A 22045-nucleotide genomic window follows, 5' to 3' on the forward strand; every position below is an offset into this window, starting at 1 on the left:
TTATATTAACGCCTCGTCCATCTCAGCTGGAATTTCAAGCCCCATGATCTTTAAAACACTAGGAGCGATATTGTTTAGACCGCCGTTTTTTACTTTTTTTACACCATCAGCCATCACAAAACAAAAGACATCATAAGTCGTGTGGTTTGTCAGTAGCTCACCGCTGTTATCGCGCATCTCTTCGCAGTTTCCGTGATCACTCGTGATGATCATCGCATAGTTTTTCTCTTTTGCTTTAGCGTAAATTTCTCCAAGAGCGGTATCTACTGCCTCAACTGCTTTTATAGCGGCCTCGTAATTTCCAGTGTGCCCCACCATATCGCCATTTGCGAAATTTACTACGATGAAGTCTTGCTCGTCATCCATACCTTTTAGCACGGCTTTGCAAACCTCTGCTGCACTCATCTCTGGCCTTTCGTCATAGGTCTTTACCTTTGGACTAGGGATTAGCACCCTTGTTTCGTTGCTAGCTAACTCCTCGACGCCACCGTTAAAGAAAAATGTAACGTGGGCGTATTTTTCAGTCTCAGCCGTGTGAAGCTGCCTTAGTCCAGCCGCTGCTATGACCTCGCTTAGAGTGTTTTTTATCTTTTCATTTTTAAATAGTACTTCAAATTTAAAATTTGCGTCGTATTCGGTCATGGTGATTAAATTTTTGATAGCAAAAGGTCGCTCAAACTCGCTAAATTTCTCCTCACCCAGAGCTTGGCAAATTTCTCTTGCTCTATCATTTCTAAAATTTACAACAATCACACCGTCATCTTCGCCTATGCCTTTAAAGCCATTAAAGCTCGCTGGCTTTACAAACTCATCAGTCACGCCCTCATCGTAGCTTTTTTGCAGGTACTCACTAGGCCTTAGCTCGCTTAAATTTGCTCCATTTACCAATATCTCATAGGCCTCTTTTACGCGCTCCCAGCGTTTATCTCTATCCATCGCGTAAAATCTCCCACAAACGGTAGCTACTTTAAATTTAGCCTCCAAGCTTTTCATGAAATTTATAGCACTATTTGGGCTGACGTCGCGTCCATCGGTGATAGCGTGAGCAAAAACTTCGCAACCATTTTTACTAGCAAGCTCGCACATGCCATCAAAATGCTCCATATGAGAGTGAACACCGCCGTCACTATAAAGCCCTATGACGTGGACTCTTTTGCACTTTTTAAAAAGAGTTTTTAGAGCTTCATTTTCTGCCAACGAGCCATCAGCAAAGCTACGTGAAATTTTGACCAAATTTTGATACAAAACTCGTCCACTTCCTATGCACATGTGGCCTACTTCGCTGTTTCCCATCTGTCCTTCAGGCAGTCCCACAGCGTTTCCAGAAGTTTTTATAAGTGAGTTTGGAATTTCTTTAAAAAATTTATCGTAGTTTGGTTTTTTGGCAGCATTAAATGCGTTAAATTCGCTATTTTTGTTAAATCCAATTCCATCAGTTATTATCAGTATAGTTTTTTGACTCATTTTGAAAATTTTATCCTTAAATTTAGATAATTTTTAAGGCCATTATACTAAAATTGCTTTTTTTTAAAATAAAGGCTTCCATGTTTTACTATATCTATGAAATTTTCAATTTTAATATCTTTCAATACATCACCGTTCGTGCGGGTTTTGCATTTTTTATCGCATTTATACTCACGGCATATCTAATACCAAAATTTATCGCCTGGGCAAAGAAAAAAAATGCCTCTCAGCCTATCTACGAGCTGGCTCCGCAAACTCATCAAAAAAAGGCCAAAACGCCGACCATGGGCGGACTTGTCTTTGTCTTTACAGCCGTGATCGCCACGATCATCTGCGCTAGGCTTGATAACGCTTTCGTGCTAGCCTCGCTCTTTTGCCTAGTTTGTTTTACTTTGCTTGGCTATAAGGATGACTACAGCAAAATTTTAGGCGCTAAAAATCACGCTGGCCTAAGCCCAAAAGCAAAACTATTTTTTCAATTTCTAATCGCCTTTTTGATTGCTGCATTTTTATACTTTAGTAAAGAGTTAAACACCGAATTTTACCTACCATTTTATAAGCAGCCCATCTTTGACATGAAAATTTTTGCCATTTTCTTTTGGACACTTGTCATCGTCGCAGCCTCAAATGCGGTAAATTTAACAGACGGACTTGATGGACTAGCCGCTGTGCCATCGATATTTTCACTTCTAAGCCTTGGCGTTTTTGCCTACATCTGCGGCCACGCCGTCTTTAGCTCGTACCTGCTTTTGCCAAAGATCGCTGGCGTTGGCGAGAGTGTCGTTGTCGCCTCTGCGTTTATTGGCTCACTCATGGGCTTTTTGTGGTTTAACTGCCATCCAGCTGAAGTCTTTATGGGTGATAGTGGTAGTCTAAGCGTTGGCGCATATATCGGCTTTATGGGCGTTGCGACCAAAAATGAAATTTTACTTATCATAATAGGTTTGATATTTGTTGTAGAGACGCTAAGCGTTATCTTGCAGGTGGGCAGCTTTAAAATTTTTAAACGCAGAATTTTCCTCATGGCGCCTATACATCACCATTTTGAGATCAAGGGTTGGGCAGAAAACAAGATCATCGTACGCTTTTGGATCATTGCGCTTTTAGCAAATTTGATCGCTCTAACGGCACTAAAAATCAGATAAGGAAAATCATGAGAAAATCACTATTTGGCTATGGTGGTACAACAAAGGCAATTGCAAAGAATTTCACAACCGATGGTCTTTGGGATATCTATGATGATAAATTTAGTGAAATTTCAAAGGATGAGTTTGGCAACACTCTTTTGCCAGTTGGCGAATTTGATCCAGCAAAAAGCTGTCTAGAGATACCGAGCCCTGGCATCCCACCTCATCACGAGCTCATCAAAAAAGCTAGAAATTTAACCAGCGAATATGACTATTTTTATGAAATTTATAAAAATAATCTGCCATTTAATGTCTGGATCAGTGGTACAAACGGCAAAACTACAACTACAAAAATGATGCAGCATTTGCTAGAGAGTAAGGGTTCGCTCATGGGCGGTAATGTCGGCATTGCACTGGCAAATTTAGATCAAAACGCTAAAATTTGGATACTTGAGACTAGCTCTTTTACCCTGCACTACACAAACCGCGCTACACCAGGCATCTATGTGCTTTTGCCCATCACTCCAGATCATCTAAGCTGGCATGGCGATATGGGCGAGTACGAAAAGGCGAAGCTAAAGCCACTTGCTAGCATGAGTGAAACCAGCGTAGCGATCGTGCCTGAAATTTACGCTAAAACGCCTACAAAAGCTAAAGTGATCGCATATAAAGACGAGAACGACTTAGCTCGTTTTTGCGGCGTAAATTTAGACGACATAGCCTTTAAAACGCCATTTTTACTTGACGCACTGCTGGCACTTGCGGTGGAGAAAATTTTATTTGACCGCTGCGATATCGCACTTTTAAATACCTTCGTCATCGAGGCAAACAAGCTTGAAGAATTTAGCGACAAAAATGGCAGAATCTGGGTCAATGACACAAAAGCGACTAACATAGATGCGAGCATACAAGCCGTAAAACGCTACAAAGATCATTTTATACATCTAATACTTGGTGGCGATGATAAGGGTGTTGATATGACGCCACTTTTTGAAGGCTTAAAGAGTTTAAGAGTAAAAATTTACGCCATTGGCTCAAATAGTGACAAACTCATGAAATTAGCGACTAAATTTGGCATACCAGCTTTGAAATGCGATTTTTTACAAAATGCTGTAAATGAGATAAATAAAGAGCTAAAGACCAACGAAATAGCGCTTCTTAGCCCGGCAGCTGCGAGCCTTGATCAGTTTAAAAGCTACGCTGAGCGAGGTGATAAATTTAAAGAGTTTATAAAGGCGCTTTAAATTTACAAGCCCTTTTAAATAGCCTTGTCAAAAATAAAAACATGCAAATTTATGTTTTTGACATAAATTTTTACTATAAAGTTTTATTGTTGAATACTTTTTAAGTTTGTGCTAATATTTAGCAAAAATTTCCAAGGAAGTTTAATGCCTCTAACGCCCAGAAATGATGTAAATTTTAAAAGAAATTTAATAGATATTATAAAATTTTCATATGGCAATGACATAAGCAGACCATTTATATCTAACAACAAACTATTCATCGGATATGGCTTTAGTCTAAAAGATGATATAGAACTTATTTGTACTCAAATTTATAAAAACAACAAAGACAAAGTCATAAAAGATGTCAAACGAACTATTGCTAACACCACGAGCACGACTACCATAGAAAAGATAGATACAGATGAACTTTTTAAAAAGATAAATGATGCCGCAAAAGAAGCTTATGCAAAGTCTGGAGGTGCCGATGCTTTGCCTGAGTTTGAATTTAGCTCGGAAGATCAGCTAAATGCCGCCTTGGAACAAAAGCTTACGCCGCTAATCCAAGAGATAAATCAAAAATTAAACAACTCTCCACTTAAAAATTTACAAGCCGTTTCACTTACTTCAGATACACAAAACAGTCAAATTTCAAGAGAGCATGTCGCGCTTTTAGCACTTCTTTATATCAGCAAAAAAAGTAATATTGATCCATCCCTAGCAAGCTACATCAAAAGCAAAAATCGTTTTAAAGCCTGGTTTTGGTTAGCATATGAAAGCTTTGGTGATGAAGCAAATAATAAAACATCTCTTTTACGAGAAAAAATTTCAAATCAGTTTGGACTTTATGAAAGTGATGAACAAAATGTTAATTTTGCCGAGTGTATAGATGTTTTTAGCCATTTAAATATATCCAAAGCAAAATATAAATCAAAAAATCAAAACAATAAAGAGATCATCCAAAACGTCACTCATTTAGAATTTATGAAACTTCAAGAAAATGGATCAAATTTAAATGCATCAGATGCATCAAAATGTGAGGCTTTATTTCAGCCATTTGTTACAAAGATAAATTCTTTATTAAGCACTCAAAGTACAAAGACCTTTAGCCTTGAAAACATATACTGCGTAAATTTAATCAGCTCAAATGCTTCAAACACTTCAAGAATAAATAAGCTCTTAAGACAAAGAGAGGAGGAATTTTACAAACAAGAAAATATACTCTTACTATGTCCAAGGAAGATGACAACTCCTATTAGAGTCTTTCAACCTAAAAAGAGCGAATTTACCGTCGTGCTAGCTAGTCAGACTCCATTTGATTGTAGTGAGCTAAACCCAAAAGAGCTAAATTCTAGTAGGCCAAACTATGGCAAGGTAAATTTATGCGAGCTAATACTTACTGACTTTAAATTTGACTCTTACGAAGATAGTAAAAATGAAGAGATAAAATTTAAAAATGCAAATAGCAAAGATACAGTAATACTCTATCAAGAAAACAAAAATGAAGAAGATAAGATAAATGGTGCTACCTTTACTAGTATAAAGCAAAATAGCGATGATATAGAGTATAAACTAGAAGATGGCGTTATAAGTATGAAGTACTTTGAAGACCAAACGTCTAACAACAAACACCTAAATTTTTCTTTATTAAATTTCGCTAAAGAGAATAACTTTACCCTAAGAGATGATAAAGACTCAGCTATGTTTGATATAAAGCTTCGTCTAGCTCATGGCAATAATGTAGTACCTACATCAGCATCAAGTTCAGGTCTTACTCTTACAATAAACAATCTCATCATTGAAAACGAAGATGGTAAGGCAAGTGAAGATATAGATAAGATATATCTTCATCACTGCTTTGATAAAAGTATATATGAGAGTATATCTTTAGTAAAAAATGAAGACTCAGATATCAAGAACTCATATACAGCTACATTTAATATCCCAATAGATAAAGAGAATAAAGGAGATACTAAATTTATACTTTATTCAAGTGATCTAAGTAAAGTTTATAGCACTAAAGATATTCATGCTCACTCTGATACAGCTGTAATATCTTTAGGATATCAAGATAAGAGTAGCTCTAACTTTTGCTATAGCAATAAGGTTTCGTTAAGAGATATAACAGATCATATAACAAATGTAATCTCTGATAGTGAGTATCCATTTAAGACAAATGAGCCAATAAGCTTAAAGGCTATATATAAACAAGAAAAAGGTAGTAAGAGATATAAAGAGATACTTTGGGGATATAAGGTTATAAAAAGTAAAGAGTATGATGAACTATCCAAATCAAATCCAAAAGATGTAGTAGTCTTAAAAGATCAAAAAGGTAAAGAGATAACATTTAAAATTTCAGATGTTATACAAAAAAATGATCTAGACAAGCTAAAACAAGGTGGTCATACTATAGTATTTTTTGCATATCTTGAAGGTGATAAGGATAAATTTAAGTTTTATACAAGATATGGCAAAAATCATATAAGAATAGATATAAAGATACCTTTATATATTGGATTTAGTAATGATAAGCTAGTTATATATGAGTTTGAGCATGCTATAAAAGAGAAGGCATTTGATGCTAAATTAAATCTTAGTGATAATAAAGACGATGCTTTAATAAAAAATGATAATTACTTATATATAAGTAAAAATATCTCTTCAAATGAGATAAATATCTATGAAGACGACAAGCTAAGCAAAGAGCTAAAAAGTGATGAGAATACAAATAAGAGCTATCAAATTTATGCAAAAGAAGAGAGCTCTAATAATCAGTCTAATGCAGATAAAGATAATAAGCTTGGTATAAATTTATTAAGCAAAGAGAATATGGATAAATTTATTAACTCTTTTAATGAATCAAAGAGTTTAACTAGAGTAGATAAAGGTATGTGGGTGGATGGGGATAAGGGGGTTGGGATAATAAAGATAAAAAAAGAAGAGCTGCCTTGGATAGCTATCGCAAGAGAAGAAGTAGGAGTAAAAGAAATAACAGGCAAAGACCACAACCCTAAAATCATAGAATACCACTCGTTTACTTCAGGAAATTTCAAAGACGATGAAACACCTTGGTGCTCCAGTTTTGTAAACTGGGTAATGTCCCAGGTTGGTATAAAAGGAACCAATAGTGCTGGTGCATACTCCTGGAAAAATTGGGGGAAAAAATTGGACAAGCCCGCATATGGTAGTTTAGCAGTTATTGTTAATAAAAATGGAACAGGACATGTTGGGTTTGTTGTTGCTGTAACAAAAAATAATAATCTTGTAATATTAGGAGGTAACCAAAAAGATGAGGTAAGATATTCTATATATAAAAACAAAAATTTTACATTTGTATATCCGGAAAATTTTACACCCAATTACAGTCTACCTACTATAGAAAATGGCAATATTGACAACATAAAGGAAACTAGATGAAAAAAATTTTATTTATATTTTTTATAGTATTTTTTTGTAGTGGTTCGTTTGCACAAGTCTTTACATACAAAACAGATACCATAAGTATAGATTTAAGTACAAAGCAGATAGCAAAAGATAAGATCAAATTTAGTCTAACCTATGAAAATAACGCATATAAAGATATTGTAAAAATATCTGGAGTAGCCAGGAATAAAAATATAGATCTTGACCCAGAGACAGATGATGACGAATATGGCGAGAAAGTAGCCTACTTTGCAGATGAATACATATATGAAGGCAATGGATGCTACCTAGCACTACGAATAGATGCCGATGAAAACAAAAGAGCTATAGTAAATTTTGAAGAGTGTGAGACATTAAACAAAAAGGAATGGATACCAAAAAATATGCTTATATCAAAAGAGTATTTTAAAGAATTGCAACGATCAAAATAAATTTAAAAAGATATAAAGTATAGTGGTTTTTAGATTTTCTTTTATTTGCTTATTTTTCTACTTTTTTTCAAAGCCGAAGAAATAGGATATTACTATGAAAATAAAAAATTTTTAATAGCTATTGTGATGCTTTGACTGTCACTAATGATCCAAACAATAAATTTAAAAGGCGTAAAGACTTAGCAGATCCTATTGAGATATTAAAAGAGGGATATAAAAATACTTTTGGAGAAATATTATGAGGATAATCTTTAAAATAATCTTAGCTTTACTTGTAGCTGTAAATTTATCATTTGCAACAGATAATTATGATTATAACTTGGAAGAAAAGACAATACCTAAAAAACTTTTGAATAAAGACTGTAAAAAGCTTGCAAAGAAAATTTGGGTTGAAAGTATGGTCACTTACCGTGGAGATACAATATTAAATATGTACAAAGAGCCAATTTTAAATGTTCTTATTTATGAACCTCCTATAAAAGACATAGAATGTATGAAAAATATAAGATACAAGACCTATGATGCAAATAACTATTCTTATGACTTTGATTTTAAATGGATAAACAAAAATACTCTCTTGGTTCAGTTATTTGACACTAATCCTGAAAATATCTGTGGGCTATGGCTATATGAGGAAAAAGACGGTAGCGTAGATGCTTATAAATTTACATCCAAGAATTTACCTGACTAATAAATTTACAAAGGAAAAAAGATTAAATTTAAAACCATACTATTAATAAGCTTTTTAATAGTCATAAATTTAAACGCTTTTGGGCCTCAAAAAAATGCCAATAGAGCCAAAATAAACTGCATGTTTATCTCTAAAAAGCTTAAAGCCAATGGACAAAAGATGACTGGGAGCAATGCAAAATAGATAGCAATAATACAATGCCCCATAAGCCAGTTGCAGTAAAATTAGATGGTGCTTTAGCTGTGCTTACGTTTTTAAAAACGCAAAACAACAAAACACAAATGGTGCTTTTAAACATAAATAAAACCTTAATAAAACCTGATATTATAGACATTCTAGATGAAATAAAATCAGTATTTTTTACAGAAATAAATAAAAAGAAAAATCTTTGTGTCATCAATAGATACTCTTTAAATGACACAAGGAACAATGTAACTAATTGCTATGAGTTAAACAAAAAAATTCGATCATTGTTTCCCCTCTAACAAAAGTCTTGAATTTTCAATGTAACGACAAGTGTGTAGAATATGATGCGGATGCTGTTAAAAAATTCCTAATAAAAAATCTTAATGGATATAGTACCGATGGATCATAGAATATGAAATTTTTCAAATTTTTAAATAGTGCATTTTTATTAGTATCATTGCTGGCTTGCAAAGGTATGGGAAAAGATGAAATACCAAATTTTAAATACAAAGACGCATCTAACTATTATTTTAAAATAGGCAGCGATAGCTATTCTGTCAAAATTTTACGTAATTATAATGAAGACAATCTGGGTCGAGCAATAGACATAAAAGAGTGTGCCATTATTTACAAAGAGAAAATGAAAAAATGGAATTTTTGTTACAACGATATGTCCATGTGGAGCGTTACAGCTAATGGTAGTATAATTGAGTTTAAAGGCGGAACCCAAGACAGAGATGGAAATATAGTGGACTTTTATATACTTTTTAAAAAATTAGCCTCGGAATTTTATTTGTATGAGTACACTTGGAAATTTGGGTATATAGATGAAACTACAAACGATGAAAAAATTAATAAAGTAGAAAATTACTACGTAGATCATGGTAAAAAGAATAGACTTTATATAAATCAAATCATTCCAAAAATTCTTAATGACATGAGAAAAAACTTTTATAAAAATAAGTAGTAATTAGGTAATTTGAGTAATATATTAAAAAGTAAATATATTTATAGGATAATTTTATGTGTTTTTGAGCTCTTAATACTTAGCAAAGCCACTAGAATATCGACCGGAAAATTCAAATAAATAGAAGATAGTGAGATAAAGGTAACTTAACAGTCATAGATGATCCAATTAGCATCAAAAATATTTTGCAAAAGTAAATATAATAAAAGATTTCACTACAAATTCTGGTATCAAACTTGGCGACAAACAAGACCAAATTTTAAAGAAACTAGGTAAACCAAACGATCTACAAGAAGAAAACGCCATTTCTATCGTCACCTACATCACTGAGCAAAATAAAAGCAAACTCTTACAAGAATTTGATATGCCGCTCTACTACGAGAAATTCATCTTTTCTAATGGAGTTTTAAAAGAGTATGAATTTGGATTTGAATATCCGTGATATTCCGCAGATCAGGATATTAATTCCATAGAGTAGCAAAAGATATTTTACGGCCTAAAAGCGTAGAATTTTTACTCTTCGTCCAAATTTATTTCAGGTAGTTTCTCTTCGGCAAAACTCTTATCTTTTTTGGCAGCTGACGCAACCTCGCTAGCTCTTTTTAAAAGCCCATCAAGCCCTTGTCTTGCCAAACGCTCCTTTAGCTGCTCTGGTGTATCTTTTGTGCCGTCAAGATCACTAAAATCATTAAATTCCTCGTAATCCTCACTCTCTTTTTGAACCTTGATCTCGTAATCAAGCTTGCCATTAAGTCTAGCTAGCTCGTCGCTTATCGCAGTGCAAAAGACCTCAGTGTATTCTCTGTGAGCGCAGTTTTTGGCTAGAAATTCACTCATCACGTTTAGGTGATTTATATAGTCATCTTGCAAGATATTTGCCTGTAAAAGCTCAAATTTTAAAAAGAGCCAGTAGGTGTTTAGTACGTCACTTTCGCAGTATTCGTTGATCTTATCAAGCTCGCCTGCGTAATAAAGCTCAAGCACCTGATCGCCGTGCACGTCGTATTTTCCAGGTAAATTTAAGCTGGCGCAAAGAGTATCAAGCTTTAGTCCTCTCACACTTCCAAAATCGCTTATAAAATCAAGCAGGTCAAGGTGAAATTTAGGCGAATACCTTGCCCTATAGTTTTCCCATTTGTTTTTATTTAGCTCTTTATTTTCGCTCTCGTAATATGCCGCCGCATTTAGATTGTAGCGCATCGCACGCACCATTAACATCGGCAGGTCAAAACCCCTTCCATTAAAGCTAACAAGCCTTGGGTTATAATCATTTATAAATTTTAAAAATTTAGCGATGATCTCGCGCTCATCCTTGCCCTCCATCGTGCTAACTTTTAAAAATTTGCCGTACTCATCAGCCATTACAGCAGAGATCGCCACGACTCTATGAAACATCACAGGCAAAAACTCACTCCCACTAGCCTCTTTTTGCAACACCATCGCTTGCACGCTCACATCTTCATCGCTCCCATCAATGCCATAAATTTTTCTTATCAAATTTGCATCAGGTATCGTCTCGCAGTCAAAGACACAGATGTAACTTTTCGCCATTTTAGCCCTTTTTTAAGCATTTTTTTTTAAAATCATACCAAAAATTTATATCTAAAGTGATCAATGCAAAACAAAAATCAACTAAAAATAGCCATCGTCAAACTCTCCGCTCTTGGGGATATCGTGCACGCAGCTGTTGTACTTCAGTTTATCAAAAAGCACTATCCAAATGCCCATATCACGTGGTTAGTTGATACTCGTTTTGCAAGCCTTTTAAAAGATCATCCACTTATCGACGAGCTAGTCGTTTTACCGCTTAAACAAAGCTTTAAACAAAGCTACAAGATACTAAAAACCCTTGGTAAATTTGACAAAGTGATCGATCTGCAAGGACTTTTTAAATCAGCCGTTGTCGCAAAAATAATAGGCAAGCAAACTTATGGCTTTAGCAGAGAAAGTGTCAAAGAAAAGATCGCAGCTAGGCTTTATAGACATAAATTTAAAATTGATTACAACGAAAATATAATCATTAGAAATTTGGCACTTGTGGCTTTTGCTCTAAATTTTAGCTTTGAAGCAAGTGAAATTTTAGAAAAAGTACCTTGCTTTGAAGCAAGTGAAATTTATAAAAATGAAAGTAGCAAAAAACGCGTTTTAATCGCCGCATTTGCAAGCGAAGAGAGCAAAATTTATAACAAATTTAAAGATGTGATCAGACTATTTGATGGATGCGAAATTTACCTTTGTTACGGAAGTGAGAGCGAAAAAGCAAGGGCTGAGGCGATCATCTCAGGCACCTCAGCAAAGCTACTTGAAAAACTAAGCATAAAAGAGATGATAAGCTTCATTGCAAGCTGTGATTTAGTAATTGGCAACGATAGTGGTCTAACGCACCTTGCTTGGGCGATAAATAGGCCTTCTATCACGCTTTTTGGCAACCGTCCAAGCCACAGAAATGCTTACATCACGGATAAAAATTTAGTTATAGATATGGGCAAGCAAATAGACGCGAGAAGTATCGATAAAAACGACTTTTGCATAAGAGAAATTTTTCCAGAAACGATTGCAAATTTTGCAAAAAGGCTACTAAATGGATAGGCTCTATCTGGCTGGCTTTTATACTTTAAAGTTTTTTATATTTTTACTACCTAGCTCACTTAGAGATTTGCTCGCTAAATTTTTAGCTTTTTCGTATATGAAGCTTAATAAAAAGCGATTCCACGTCGTTATGACAAATTTAAATCTTGCGTTTGGCGAGTCAAAAACCAAAGAAGAGAAACTTGAGATCGCCAAAAAATGCTACTACAACTTTGCAAAATACCTTGGTATAAATTTCATCCTAAATCAAAACACGACAAAGCAAAAGATACTTGATCAAGTTGTTTTTAAAAATGAGCACTTTTTGCTTGACGCAATAAAGTCTGGCAGGTCTATCATAGTTACAACTGCGCATTTTGGGCAGTGGGAGATATTTGGCTTAGCTGTCGCAGCTCATTTTGGGCCATCTTCAGTGCTTGGCAGAAGGCTTGATAGTAGCGTCATGGATAAAATTTTAAGAGCAAACAGATCGCAGTTTGACGTGGAGCTCATCGACAAAGATGGCGGTGCAAAAGATATTTTAAAAGCGCTAAAAGCTAGACGAATAGTAGGGATTTTAGTCGATCAAAATACCGCACCAAAAGATGGCATAAAGGTACAGTTTTTTGGCAAAGATGTGCTTCACACACCAGCTGCAAGCGTGCTAGCGCAAAAGACAAATGCCCTTATCATAAACGCATTTATCTACCAAAAAGATGAAAATTTAAACGAAATTTGCTTTGAGCAGCCTATCGACATAAGTACGTTTGACAAAGAAGATGCCGTGCAAAAAGCGACGCAGATGCAGTGCAGTGCGTGCGAGGAGATGGTTAGAGCAAGGCCTGAGGAGTACTTTTGGTTTCACCAAAGGTTTAAGAGATTTTACGAAAATGAGTATAAATGCTAAGCGTTGTCATTCTGACTTTTAACAGCCAAAAATATCTACAAGAAGTGTTAGAAAGTACAAATTTTGCTGATGAGGTCATCGTGGTTGATAGCGGCTCAAAAGATAGCACAAGGCAAATTTGTGATGGCTTTAGCAACGTGAGATTTCACGAGCAAGCTTGGCTAGGATTTGGCGCGCAAAAGCAAAAGGGCGTTGATCTAGCCAAAAATGAGTGGGTCTTTGTGCTTGATAGTGACGAGGTGATCACAAATGAACTTAAAAACGAGATCATAGATACACTAAAAGAGCCAAAATTTATGGCTTACAACGTAGCTAGGCTAAATTTTTTCTTTGGCAAAGCAATCAAAAATATGGGGCTCTATCCAGACTACACAGTGAGGCTTTTTAACAAAAATTTTGCCAAATTTGATGGCAGAGCCGTGCATGAAAAGGTCATTTTAAATGACAACTCGCAAAAGCTTGGAGTACTTAAAAATCACTTCTTGCACTATGCATATGAGAGTATCGAGCAGTTTATCGCTAAGCAAAATCGCTACTCAAGCATGGGGGCAAAAAGGAATTTATTTAAAGCTCTAACAAGCCCAGCTTGGACATTTTTTAAGCTTTATGTGCTAAAAGGTGGCTTTAAAGAGGGCTTTGCTGGCTATGTTATAGCCAGACTTTATGCTCAGTACACATTTTGGAAATATATAAAATGAAAATACTTGTGATTAAATTTAGAAACATCGGTGACGTGCTTTTGACTACGCCTCTTATTGAAAATTTGCACTATTATTACCCAGATGCAACCATCGACTTTGCCCTAAACAAAGGCACAGAAGCGATGATAGAAGGAAATCCTTACATAAACAAAATCCATATTTACGATAGACAAAGTGCAAATTCTGGCTTTTTTAAAAGACTGATTACCGAGATAAAATTTATAAAAGCGATCAAAAAAGAGAAGTATGACATGGCGGTGCAAACAACCACGGGGGATCGCGGTATAATCATCTCAAAATACGCAAAGATCAAAAAAATAGTAGGCTTTCTTGGCAAAAATCAATCAATAAATAAACTTCTAAACGTCAAAGCAAAATACTATGAAAATTTTTCACATACGATCGATCATAATCTAAACGCTTTAAGGGCTTTGGGATTTGAACCGGTTAGCAAAAAGGTGAGTGTATTTTCGGACGAGAGTGTGAAGCGTCTAAATTTACCAAAACGCTTTGTACATATGCATTTTACAAGCCGCTGGATGTTTAAATGCGCAAATGATGAGAGCATGGCAGAGCTCATCGACTACTGCGAAAATGAGCTTGGCGTAAAGGTCGTGCTAACAAGCGACAATAAAGAAAATGAGCTAGAAAAGCTAGCAAGCGTGCTAAAAATTTGCAAGAGTGAGCCTATAAATTTAGGCGGTAAGCTAAATTTGAAACAAACGATCGCCCTATCAAAGCATTCAAGCCTTTTTATCGGAGTGGATACAGCTATAATGCACATCGCTGCGGCAAATGACGTGCCTGTGATCGCTTTTTTTGGTCCAAGCAATGCTTTTGAGTGGGGGCCTTGGGATAACTCACTCATGGAAAATGGCTATACAGCCCAAAATGGTATACAAAGCATGGGCAAACACACTGTTTATCAAAAAGACTGGGACTTTGTACCTTGCGATAAAGAAGGTATAGCAAAGCATGGCATAGAAAAGACCTTGATGGATTTTAGCGACGAAATGCCAAAAATAAAAGCCAAAATAAAAGAAATTTTAGGATAGGCAGATGAATATTCTTCACACGCAGACACTTTTTAACTGGGGTGGTGAGCAAAACAAGACACTAAATGAGATGCGTTTTATGCGCGAGATGGGTCACAATGTCATACTTTTTTGCAACCCAAACTCTCAGATAGAAAGCATTGCAAAAGAAGAAGGCTTTAGTGTTATAGCACAAGAAATGAATAAGAAAAATTTTCATAAAAGCGTACCAGCACTTTGCGAAGCAATAAGCTCGAACAAGATAGATATCGTAATCACGCATGGCTCGACTGATAGCTGGGTTGGGGCAATTGCTGGACTATTTTACAGAAGCAAAGGCGTTAAATTTTACAAGGAAAGGCATAATCTTTTTCCTATAAAGGGGCTTGTTTCTAAATTTATGCATAAAAAGCTTTTTGATAAAATTTTATACATCTCAGATAGTGTCAAAGAGTACCTGCTAAGCATCGGCGTTAGCAAAGATAGGCTAGTTTTTATGCCAAGCACAGTCGATGTGGAGGCGATAGATGCTACAAAAAGCACTTTTAGAGATGAGTTTAATATATCTCAAGATGAGCTAGTTATCGGTACATTTACTTCGCTTTACCGCAAGAAAGGTGTCTTTGACTTTGCAAGTGCAGCAAAAGAAATTTTAAAAGAGAAGGACGCCACAATAGTTTTTGCAGGAAATATCAGCGAAAGCACAAAAAACGAGATTGCCTCGATTTTTAGTAAAAAAGATAAGACTATATTTACTGGTTTTAGAAAAGACGCGGCAAATGTTATAAAAAGCTTTGATATATACGTATTTGCCTCGCACTCCGAGGGGCTTGGTACGGTATTGCTTGAGGCGATGAGCTCAAAAGTACCTATCGTGGTCTATGACAACACGCCGATGAACGTGCTAGTTAAAGATAAAGAGCGTGGGCTTTGTGCTAGAAATTTAGATGAAATTTCGCTAAAAGAGTGCATTTTGGAGCTGATAAATGAGCCTGAAAAAGCCAAAATTTACTCACAAAATGCCTTTAAATTTGTGGATGAAAACTTTAGCCATAAGACGCTAAAAGAGGCTATTAAAAATTTACTGGAGCAAAAATGAACTACCCAGTTTGCGTGCTAACGATGCATCACTGCAATAACAATGAAAACGACTTTGCCATTAAACCAGAGCTATTTAAAAAAGCACTTCTTATGGCGTTAAATGAGGGCTATAAATTTATAAACTATGCTCAGTTTAAAGATATAACTAGTGGGCGAGTAAAAGCCTCAAGAAAGAGCATTTTGCTAACTTTTGATGATGGATATTTTGATAATTATAAATTTGCATTTCCTATCCTAAAAGAGCTAAAAATTCCAGCTGTGTGCTTTTTGATAACAGATAAGATCAAGGATTTTAAAAGGCAAGACTACGGCTTTGCATTTAAAAAACATAAAGAGATCGATTATGATAAAGACGCGGAGTATTTTTTAAATTTAGACGAGATCAGGCAGATGCAAGAGAGCGGACTTTTTGAGTTTGATAGCCATACAGCCAGCCACTTTTCTTGCAAAAGCAACGATGAAGTAAAATTAAGAGAGGAATTTTCTAGCTCGCTGGCTAAGATAAAAGAGCTATTTCCTGAAAAACAAGAATTTGGCTTTTGCTTTCCAAAAGGGCACTTTAACGAGCTTTCACTAAAAGTCGTGAGAGATTATTATGACTTTGCTTTTAGCGTGATAGATGGCGGATTTTGCGTAGGAGATGATAAATTTAAGATAAGACGTATCGATATATCAAACAATGCAAAGAGCGAGAGTGATTACATTTTTAGAGTTAAAAAGAAGCTTTTTATCTATTCTACGCCGGTGCTAGGAAATTTATATTCAAATTTTAGAAATAGAGGCTATAAATAATGCTTGAAGCATTAAATGAGGCTTGTAAAGAAATTTTAAAAGATAAAAAACAAGCCTTAATCGCTCTTACTGGGCTTCATGGTAGTGGCAAAAGCACACTTGCAAAGCAAATTAGAAAAAATGGATTTAAAAACTTTAAACCTTATCAAATCGCTGTAATCGATGATGATGTAATGAGCCTAAATTTATTTATAGCTCGTCCAAAGATAAAAATCAAAAGTGATCATCAAGATGAGCTAAAACCATTTTTTAAATTTATCATGCCGTTTGTAAAAGTCGTAATATACGTAAGCGCAAACCCACTTTTACGTATAAGCAAATGCGATATACTTTGTATTTTAAACGCTGATGAAGAAGCTCGAATTGCTGGAATTTATAAAAGAAATTCTAGTGACGATTTAATCAACACCCAAAAGCATATAAATAAAAAAGAGCTTGATCTAGCAGGCCTTGCATATAAAGTCAAGTTAGAATTTGACTTAAAAGTTGGAGCAAAAAAATGAACAATCCCGTCTATGTAATATCATTAAAAAGAGATGAAGAGCGAAGGCAAAATTTACAAAGACAATTTAACAGATATGATGAATTTAAAATAATAGATGCGGTTGATGCTAAAAATTTTAGTGTCAATGAGTATTACAGCGCCATGATAGATTGCTTGTTAAAATCTTGTGATGAAGATTATAAATTTAAAATACCGCCATTAATTGCGACTCCAGGTGAGCTAGCTTGCACAATGTCACATATAAAAGCCTATGAGGATTTTTTACAAGGCGACGCGGAATTTACTTTAATATTAGAGGATGATGTTATTGGAAATGACGAGTTAATAAATGAGGCCTTTTTGCTATGCAAAGATATAAATAGTGATAGCATTTTAATATGTGGTGTGCAAGATGGTTTAAATAGTAGATTTCGTGCTTTTGGCAAAAAAATAAAAGAAAATTTATATCTTATCTCACCATACTCATACGCTAGTATATATAGAACTGCTGCTTACATTCTAACAAGAAAGAGTGCAAAAGCTCTGCTTGATTTTTACAAAGATGGTCTTTACGGAGCCGATAAATGGGAAGCGATCCTAAAAAACACTGATCTAAAAATGTATTTTAGCAACATCTTTTCTCATCCAGAGGAACTAGGCAACTCTAGCTTGGAAAACCAAAGAAAGCAAAAAGAGAAGATAAATTCTCTTTTTAAAAAATCTAATAAAAATTTCTCATACAAAATTTCAAGATTTTATGAAAAACATATTGCTAAAAATGAGAGAATTTTTACAAAGTAAAATTTCTCCTAAGATTTTAGTGTTGAATATATTGAGCCTAAAAAGTCATTTTGATAGATAAATAGTGTCTTTTTTAGCCAACTTGCATCTTTTTTTACCGCTATTCGCCTTATATCATCAAGCACACCATCAGATTTATTTATCCCACGCTTTGTTGTGAAAAATACCTCATAGCCAACGCTTTTTGCCACATTTTTTAGCTCATCATTAAATTTACCTCTTGGCCAGCAAAGTAGCTTGTCATCAAAGCCAAAATTTTTATACATAAATTCTTTGCATTTTGTAAAATTTTCTTTCATTTCACAAATACCAAAATAATCATCAAAATGCGTATAAGTATGCGAGTGAAAGTCAAAGCACTCTTTCATCTTTGTTATTTCTTCGTAGTTTAAAAAGACATCTTCAGGTCTAGTTGGTGCAGCATTTTTGTATTCATTATGATCTAATTCTATAAACTCGCCACCTTTTCTACTCGCCTGCTCTATCCAGCCAGCAACTAGAAAAATAGTCGCTTTAAGATTAAATTCCTTGATAATAGGATATGCGTAGACAAAATTATCCTTCCAGCCATCATCAAATGTGATAAAGACACTCTTTTTAGGCACACCAAGCTCACCTTTTTTATATGCCACAAACTCAGCCGAGCTTAGCGTTTTGTAGCCATTTTGAGCTAAAAATTTCATCTGATCTCTAAACTCATCTACGCTACTTGCAATAAACCCGCTTTTTTTAAGCACATGATGATACATTAAAACTGTTACGCTCATTTTGCAAGTTCCATATATAAATTTTGCGTATTTTCTATCATTTTTTCGATACTAAAAATTTCTTTTACGTACTCTCTGCCAAACTCACCCATCTGTTTTCTTAAATTTTCATCCAAAATGAGCCTTTCAAGTACTTTTTTCAGCCCCTCTTTATCGCCATTTTGAAATAAAAATCCACTCTTTCCATCACTCACTGCCTCACCAAGACCGCCAACATCACTTCCGATAGTAGCTAACTTACACGAAGATGCTTCAAGCAACGCTCCACCGATAGCCTCCATATCTGAAGGCAACACACAAATATCAAGAGAGCCCAAAAAATCGCTCACATCGGTTCTATTTCCGAGCATAAAGATATTTTTTTTATCTTTTATATATTCTTGTAAATTTTTATTTTGCGGACCATCACCTACGATAAAAAGGGCTGATTTTTCTAAATTTAACTCACTAAATGCATCGATTAATAGCTTATGATTTTTAGCTGCCCTTAACACTGCAACGATGCAAACTCCAACTACATCGTCATTTAAGCCAAATTCTTTTTTCATATTTATCTTAAATTCTGGTGTGTACTTTTGCGTATCGATGCCTGTATAAATTTTGACGACTTTTTCCTTTTTCACGCCTCTTTTTATAAGATCCTCGCATACTGAGTCGCACACGCCGACTACTTTTGTACTTAGATTATAAGGCAAAGGCGATGTTATAGGCAGCTGTAAATGCCTAGTGCGAACCACGCTAACGCCACAAATTTTACCTACAATCGCTCCAATAGTACCGTCCTTTCCTGAGTGAGTTGAGATGATTTTTATATTATTTTGCTTTACAAATTTGCAAATTTTTAAAATTTCAAAGATATTAAAAGACTTTTTGAGATTAAACTCAACGAATTCACACTCTATTTGCTTCTCAAAGCTTTTTGAGCCAGGATTTAGTCCATAAAAAACCTTAAATTTACTCTTATCTAGTCCATTTATCACACGCTGTGTACGGTGTTCTTGCCCACCAAATCCAAGAGAGCTTTCAAGCTCAAGTATATTTATCATCTTCTACTCTTTAAATTCTTTCATTTTTTTATTTGACAAAAAGCCATTTATTGTATTAAAGATTTTTAAAATTTTTGATACATTTTCGTATGATTTTACATTTTTTAGCACTTTAAGCAAAATTCTTTGTTTTAGTCTAAGTTTTGAAAAACCAGATGAGTTTATGATGCTATCAATATCTGCATAAAAAAGATCAAGTGCCTTTACATAGCTACTATTTTTTAGATTTGGTCTTGCCAAAATGGCTGGCATATAGACGCTTTTTATCTTTCTAAGCTCTAGATCTGGCACCATTTCAAGAGCTAAATTTTTGTTTTTTAAAATCGAGATTATGTCGTCATATACAAATTTATGATCCATCACAGCTTTTAATTTTTCAAAGCCAGCAGTGTTGTTGTCTCCTATCTTATAGCAATAAAAAGCCTTATTTAGTTTTACAAGAGTTTTTGAAGCAATAACATTTCTCACTACAGCGTGAAAATCTTCAGCTTGCGTGATCCCGACTGGAAATAAATTTTCTTTTAAAATTTCAGTCCTAATCGCCTTGTTTGCCGCATTGTGCAAGACTTTGTTGTGCCTTGAGGCTAAAAGCCTCTTTAAATACTCGTTTTTATCGATTGCGCCATCCTCTTTTGTCTCAAAATCCTTCAAAAGGAGCTTTTTATGACCATAGACCTTACACATATCTGTTATCACTATGTCGGCATCAAATTTTTCTGCGATATCATAAACACTTGAAGCATAATCTTTTTCTATATAGTCATCAGCATCTACGCAGATAGTATATTTTCCTTTAGCTAGCAATATACCATCATTTCTAGCAGCACTAACGCCTGCATTACTCTTTGTTTTTAGTATTATTTTATCTTCGTACTCTTTCAAAATTTGAGGTGTGGTATCACTGCTTCCATCATCTACAACTATGATCTCAATATCATCCATATCTTGAGATATAAGTGAATTTAAACAATTTCTAACATGCTCTTCTTTGTTAAAAATAGGCACCACAAAGCTTATTTTTACGTCAGACACAATACTTCCTTTTAATTTTTGTTTAATTGTATATTATTTTTAGTTCAGCAATGATAAAATGTCCACTTAAAATTTTAAAGGATATGCATGAAAAATGACATCGTGTCTAAGCTCTACAATCTTTTTTTAGTTATTGTCTTATTTACACTACCAGTAACTGAGGGCTTAAAGCAAATTTCACTTACACTTTTCGTCTTGGCTGGAATTTATATTTGTGTCAAAGAAAAAAGGCAATTTAAATTTGATCTCATAAATATCTCGCTTTTTATCTTTGTTTTGGCTACTTTTGTAAGCTGCTTGGTAAATGGAGTTTCTGTATCAAGAGTACTTGATCCACTAAGATGTATGCTATTTTTCTTTGTGGCCAGAAGTGTCGGCGTAGAAAAAATAAATTTTAAATTTTTATTTTTTGCCTTATTTGCTGGTTTCATTGCCGCGTTTATCCCTGCTTGTATAGAAAAATTCACTTCAAATAATCCTTTAGCGCTTTTTGAGCTTAAATCAATAGGACACGTAAATCATAGCGCTATTTTTATGCTACTAGTTTTTTGTGTAGCATTAGTTTCGATAAATAGCAAAGAAATTTTTGAAAAGTATATAGGCATAAGTGTTGCCGGAATTTGTGTCCTTGGTATAATGATAGCTGGCTCTAGAGCTGCAATGTATCTTTTACCAATCATTATTTTTACTTACTTGCTTTTTGAAATTTTAAATAAACAGATAAAAATAAAATTTTTATTAGGCTTGATAATTTTATTTAGTGTAATAGCTATTTCTTATATATATATATCAACGAATATTACTCAAGATCAAAGATTTTATAGTCAACTAACAAAGGGGGTCACTGGATCAGAGACTAGATATCCGATCTTTGCTAGCGCGTTTTATACATGGTTAGAATGTCCTTTATTTGGAATAGGTTCTGGTGAATTTAGGATTATTGATATAACAAAATATTTTCCAGGCAATGGTGAAGTTCATGTTGGTCACGCACACAATACCTTTTTAACATTTTTAACAGAAAAGGGCATCGTTGCCTTGCTTGCATATTTGGTATTTCAACTATCACTATTTATAAAATTCATTAAAAATTTTAGACAAAATAGCATAGTTTTTCTTGCACTTTTAATGCTTATGGCTAATAATATAATTTCACTTGCAAATACAACATTTCACCATGAAAATGCGCTTTTAATGCTACTATTTTGGGCTCTGGCTTTAAGTGCCATAGATAAGAAAACAACATCAAAATTTAGTTAATACTGCAGTACATATCAACCGTTTCAAATTTTACAAAGAA

Annotated in this window: 20 protein-coding genes; 15 read left to right on the forward strand and 5 right to left on the reverse strand. The window is 34.5% G+C overall.

The window, feature by feature from the left end; translation table 11 throughout:
• On the reverse strand, positions 1–1464 hold the full coding sequence (gpmI, locus tag CVT18_RS00070) for a 2,3-bisphosphoglycerate-independent phosphoglycerate mutase (protein ID WP_103628171.1): 1464 nt from the start codon (positions 1462–1464) through the stop codon (positions 1–3).
• 80 nt (positions 1465–1544) lie between these two features.
• On the opposite strand from gpmI, the gene mraY reads away from it, so the two are divergent.
• From mraY to CVT18_RS00105, 6 genes are all read left to right on the forward strand, one after another.
• Entirely contained in the window at positions 1545–2609 is a 1065-nt protein-coding gene (gene mraY / locus CVT18_RS00075; protein WP_103628172.1) for a phospho-N-acetylmuramoyl-pentapeptide-transferase, read from the forward strand.
• A gap of 8 nt (positions 2610–2617) precedes the next feature.
• Positions 2618–3835 (forward strand): UDP-N-acetylmuramoyl-L-alanine--D-glutamate ligase, encoded by a 1218-nt coding sequence (gene murD, locus CVT18_RS00080; protein WP_103628173.1) that lies wholly within the window; start codon positions 2618–2620, stop codon positions 3833–3835.
• Between the two features lie 144 nt (positions 3836–3979).
• A complete protein-coding gene (locus tag CVT18_RS10370; RefSeq protein ID WP_234410243.1) occupies positions 3980–7231 on the forward strand; it encodes a TIGR02594 family protein in 3252 nt (1083 codons plus the stop codon).
• Entirely contained in the window at positions 7228–7668 is a 441-nt protein-coding gene (locus CVT18_RS00090) for a hypothetical protein (protein ID WP_103628174.1), read from the forward strand. The genes CVT18_RS10370 and CVT18_RS00090 overlap by 4 nt, the downstream gene beginning before the upstream one ends.
• Before the next feature lie 238 nt (positions 7669–7906).
• Positions 7907–8359, forward strand: coding sequence for a hypothetical protein (locus tag CVT18_RS00095; RefSeq protein WP_103628175.1), 453 nt, complete (start codon positions 7907–7909; stop codon positions 8357–8359).
• Between the two features lie 598 nt (positions 8360–8957).
• Complete coding sequence (locus tag CVT18_RS00105) at positions 8958–9512, forward strand: hypothetical protein (protein WP_103628177.1); 555 nt, start codon at positions 8958–8960, stop codon at positions 9510–9512.
• Positions 9513–10025: 513 nt separating this feature from the next.
• Here CVT18_RS00105 and CVT18_RS00115 read toward each other — a convergent pair.
• The gene (locus CVT18_RS00115) at positions 10026–11063 is read right to left on the reverse strand and encodes a 3'-5' exonuclease (protein WP_103628178.1); all 1038 of its coding nucleotides are present in this window, start codon (positions 11061–11063) and stop codon (positions 10026–10028) included.
• A gap of 63 nt (positions 11064–11126) precedes the next feature.
• Between CVT18_RS00115 and waaC the strand changes: the two genes are divergently transcribed.
• The 8 genes from waaC to CVT18_RS00155 are packed head-to-tail and all read left to right on the forward strand — an operon-like array spanning position 11127 to position 17900.
• Positions 11127–12101 carry a lipopolysaccharide heptosyltransferase I gene (gene waaC / locus CVT18_RS00120; protein ID WP_103628179.1) on the forward strand — a complete coding sequence of 325 codons (975 nt, stop codon included), beginning with the start codon at positions 11127–11129 and terminating at the stop codon, positions 12099–12101.
• Entirely contained in the window at positions 12094–12987 is an 894-nt protein-coding gene (locus CVT18_RS00125) for a lipid A biosynthesis lauroyl acyltransferase (RefSeq protein WP_103628180.1), read from the forward strand. The genes waaC and CVT18_RS00125 overlap by 8 nt, the downstream gene beginning before the upstream one ends.
• Positions 12981–13685, forward strand: coding sequence for a glycosyltransferase family 2 protein (locus tag CVT18_RS00130; protein ID WP_087586162.1), 705 nt, complete (start codon positions 12981–12983; stop codon positions 13683–13685). The genes CVT18_RS00125 and CVT18_RS00130 overlap by 7 nt, the downstream gene beginning before the upstream one ends.
• Entirely contained in the window at positions 13682–14743 is a 1062-nt protein-coding gene (rfaQ, locus tag CVT18_RS00135) for a putative lipopolysaccharide heptosyltransferase III (protein ID WP_103628181.1), read from the forward strand. Before CVT18_RS00130 ends, rfaQ begins: the two co-directional genes overlap by 4 nt.
• 4 nt (positions 14744–14747) lie before the next feature.
• Positions 14748–15821 carry a glycosyltransferase family 4 protein gene (locus CVT18_RS00140; protein ID WP_103628182.1) on the forward strand — a complete coding sequence of 358 codons (1074 nt, stop codon included), beginning with the start codon at positions 14748–14750 and terminating at the stop codon, positions 15819–15821.
• The gene (locus tag CVT18_RS00145) at positions 15818–16615 is read left to right on the forward strand and encodes a polysaccharide deacetylase family protein (protein ID WP_103628183.1); all 798 of its coding nucleotides are present in this window, start codon (positions 15818–15820) and stop codon (positions 16613–16615) included. Before CVT18_RS00140 ends, CVT18_RS00145 begins: the two co-directional genes overlap by 4 nt.
• Positions 16615–17118 carry a hypothetical protein gene (locus tag CVT18_RS00150; RefSeq protein ID WP_103604330.1) on the forward strand — a complete coding sequence of 168 codons (504 nt, stop codon included), beginning with the start codon at positions 16615–16617 and terminating at the stop codon, positions 17116–17118. Before CVT18_RS00145 ends, CVT18_RS00150 begins: the two co-directional genes overlap by 1 nt.
• A complete protein-coding gene (locus tag CVT18_RS00155) occupies positions 17115–17900 on the forward strand; it encodes a glycosyltransferase family 25 protein (RefSeq protein WP_103628184.1) in 786 nt (261 codons plus the stop codon). The genes CVT18_RS00150 and CVT18_RS00155 overlap by 4 nt, the downstream gene beginning before the upstream one ends.
• Positions 17901–17908: 8 nt before the next feature.
• Here the strand turns inward: CVT18_RS00155 and CVT18_RS00160 are convergent, their stop codons facing one another.
• Genes CVT18_RS00160 through CVT18_RS00170 form a run of 3 tightly spaced genes read right to left on the reverse strand, consistent with a single transcriptional unit; the run spans position 17909 to position 20745 of the window.
• On the reverse strand, positions 17909–18667 hold the full coding sequence (locus tag CVT18_RS00160) for a polysaccharide deacetylase family protein (RefSeq protein ID WP_103628185.1): 759 nt from the start codon (positions 18665–18667) through the stop codon (positions 17909–17911).
• A complete protein-coding gene (locus CVT18_RS00165) occupies positions 18664–19713 on the reverse strand; it encodes a glycosyltransferase (RefSeq protein WP_103628186.1) in 1050 nt (349 codons plus the stop codon). The genes CVT18_RS00160 and CVT18_RS00165 overlap by 4 nt, the downstream gene beginning before the upstream one ends.
• Positions 19714–19716: 3 nt before the next feature.
• The gene (locus tag CVT18_RS00170; protein ID WP_159071479.1) at positions 19717–20745 is read right to left on the reverse strand and encodes a glycosyltransferase family 2 protein; all 1029 of its coding nucleotides are present in this window, start codon (positions 20743–20745) and stop codon (positions 19717–19719) included.
• An 87-nt stretch (positions 20746–20832) separates the two neighbouring features.
• Here CVT18_RS00170 and CVT18_RS00175 point away from each other — a divergent pair, with 87 nt between their 5' ends.
• Positions 20833–22005 (forward strand): O-antigen ligase family protein, encoded by a 1173-nt coding sequence (locus CVT18_RS00175; protein WP_103628188.1) that lies wholly within the window; start codon positions 20833–20835, stop codon positions 22003–22005.
• Positions 22006–22045 lie beyond the last annotated feature (40 nt).

It is taken from the genome of Campylobacter concisus (assembly GCF_003048405.1).
In the GTDB taxonomy this organism is placed as follows: domain Bacteria; phylum Campylobacterota; class Campylobacteria; order Campylobacterales; family Campylobacteraceae; genus Campylobacter_A; species Campylobacter_A concisus_Q.

What these genes read in the sequence shown, in the direction of transcription:
- CVT18_RS00145 (WP_103628183.1), top strand. Translation starts at nt 15,818, where the DNA reads ATGAACTACCCAGTTTGCGTGCTAACGATGCATCACTGCAATAACAAT.
- CVT18_RS00150 (WP_103604330.1), top strand. Translation starts at nt 16,615, where the DNA reads ATGCTTGAAGCATTAAATGAGGCTTGTAAAGAAATTTTAAAAGATAAA.
- CVT18_RS00090 (WP_103628174.1), top strand. Translation starts at nt 7,228, where the DNA reads ATGAAAAAAATTTTATTTATATTTTTTATAGTATTTTTTTGTAGTGGT.
- CVT18_RS00175 (WP_103628188.1), top strand. Translation starts at nt 20,833, where the DNA reads ATGAAAAATGACATCGTGTCTAAGCTCTACAATCTTTTTTTAGTTATT.
- rfaQ (WP_103628181.1), top strand. Translation starts at nt 13,682, where the DNA reads ATGAAAATACTTGTGATTAAATTTAGAAACATCGGTGACGTGCTTTTG.
- waaC (WP_103628179.1), top strand. Translation starts at nt 11,127, where the DNA reads ATGCAAAACAAAAATCAACTAAAAATAGCCATCGTCAAACTCTCCGCT.
- CVT18_RS00140 (WP_103628182.1), top strand. Translation starts at nt 14,748, where the DNA reads ATGAATATTCTTCACACGCAGACACTTTTTAACTGGGGTGGTGAGCAA.
- CVT18_RS00165 (WP_103628186.1), bottom strand. Translation starts at nt 19,713, where the DNA reads ATGATAAATATACTTGAGCTTGAAAGCTCTCTTGGATTTGGTGGGCAA.
- CVT18_RS00125 (WP_103628180.1), top strand. Translation starts at nt 12,094, where the DNA reads ATGGATAGGCTCTATCTGGCTGGCTTTTATACTTTAAAGTTTTTTATA.
- gpmI (WP_103628171.1), bottom strand. Translation starts at nt 1,464, where the DNA reads ATGAGTCAAAAAACTATACTGATAATAACTGATGGAATTGGATTTAAC.
- murD (WP_103628173.1), top strand. Translation starts at nt 2,618, where the DNA reads ATGAGAAAATCACTATTTGGCTATGGTGGTACAACAAAGGCAATTGCA.
- mraY (WP_103628172.1), top strand. Translation starts at nt 1,545, where the DNA reads ATGTTTTACTATATCTATGAAATTTTCAATTTTAATATCTTTCAATAC.
- CVT18_RS00105 (WP_103628177.1), top strand. Translation starts at nt 8,958, where the DNA reads ATGAAATTTTTCAAATTTTTAAATAGTGCATTTTTATTAGTATCATTG.
- CVT18_RS00130 (WP_087586162.1), top strand. Translation starts at nt 12,981, where the DNA reads ATGCTAAGCGTTGTCATTCTGACTTTTAACAGCCAAAAATATCTACAA.
- CVT18_RS00115 (WP_103628178.1), bottom strand. Translation starts at nt 11,063, where the DNA reads ATGGCGAAAAGTTACATCTGTGTCTTTGACTGCGAGACGATACCTGAT.
- CVT18_RS00095 (WP_103628175.1), top strand. Translation starts at nt 7,907, where the DNA reads ATGAGGATAATCTTTAAAATAATCTTAGCTTTACTTGTAGCTGTAAAT.
- CVT18_RS10370 (WP_234410243.1), top strand. Translation starts at nt 3,980, where the DNA reads ATGCCTCTAACGCCCAGAAATGATGTAAATTTTAAAAGAAATTTAATA.
- CVT18_RS00155 (WP_103628184.1), top strand. Translation starts at nt 17,115, where the DNA reads ATGAACAATCCCGTCTATGTAATATCATTAAAAAGAGATGAAGAGCGA.
- CVT18_RS00160 (WP_103628185.1), bottom strand. Translation starts at nt 18,667, where the DNA reads ATGAGCGTAACAGTTTTAATGTATCATCATGTGCTTAAAAAAAGCGGG.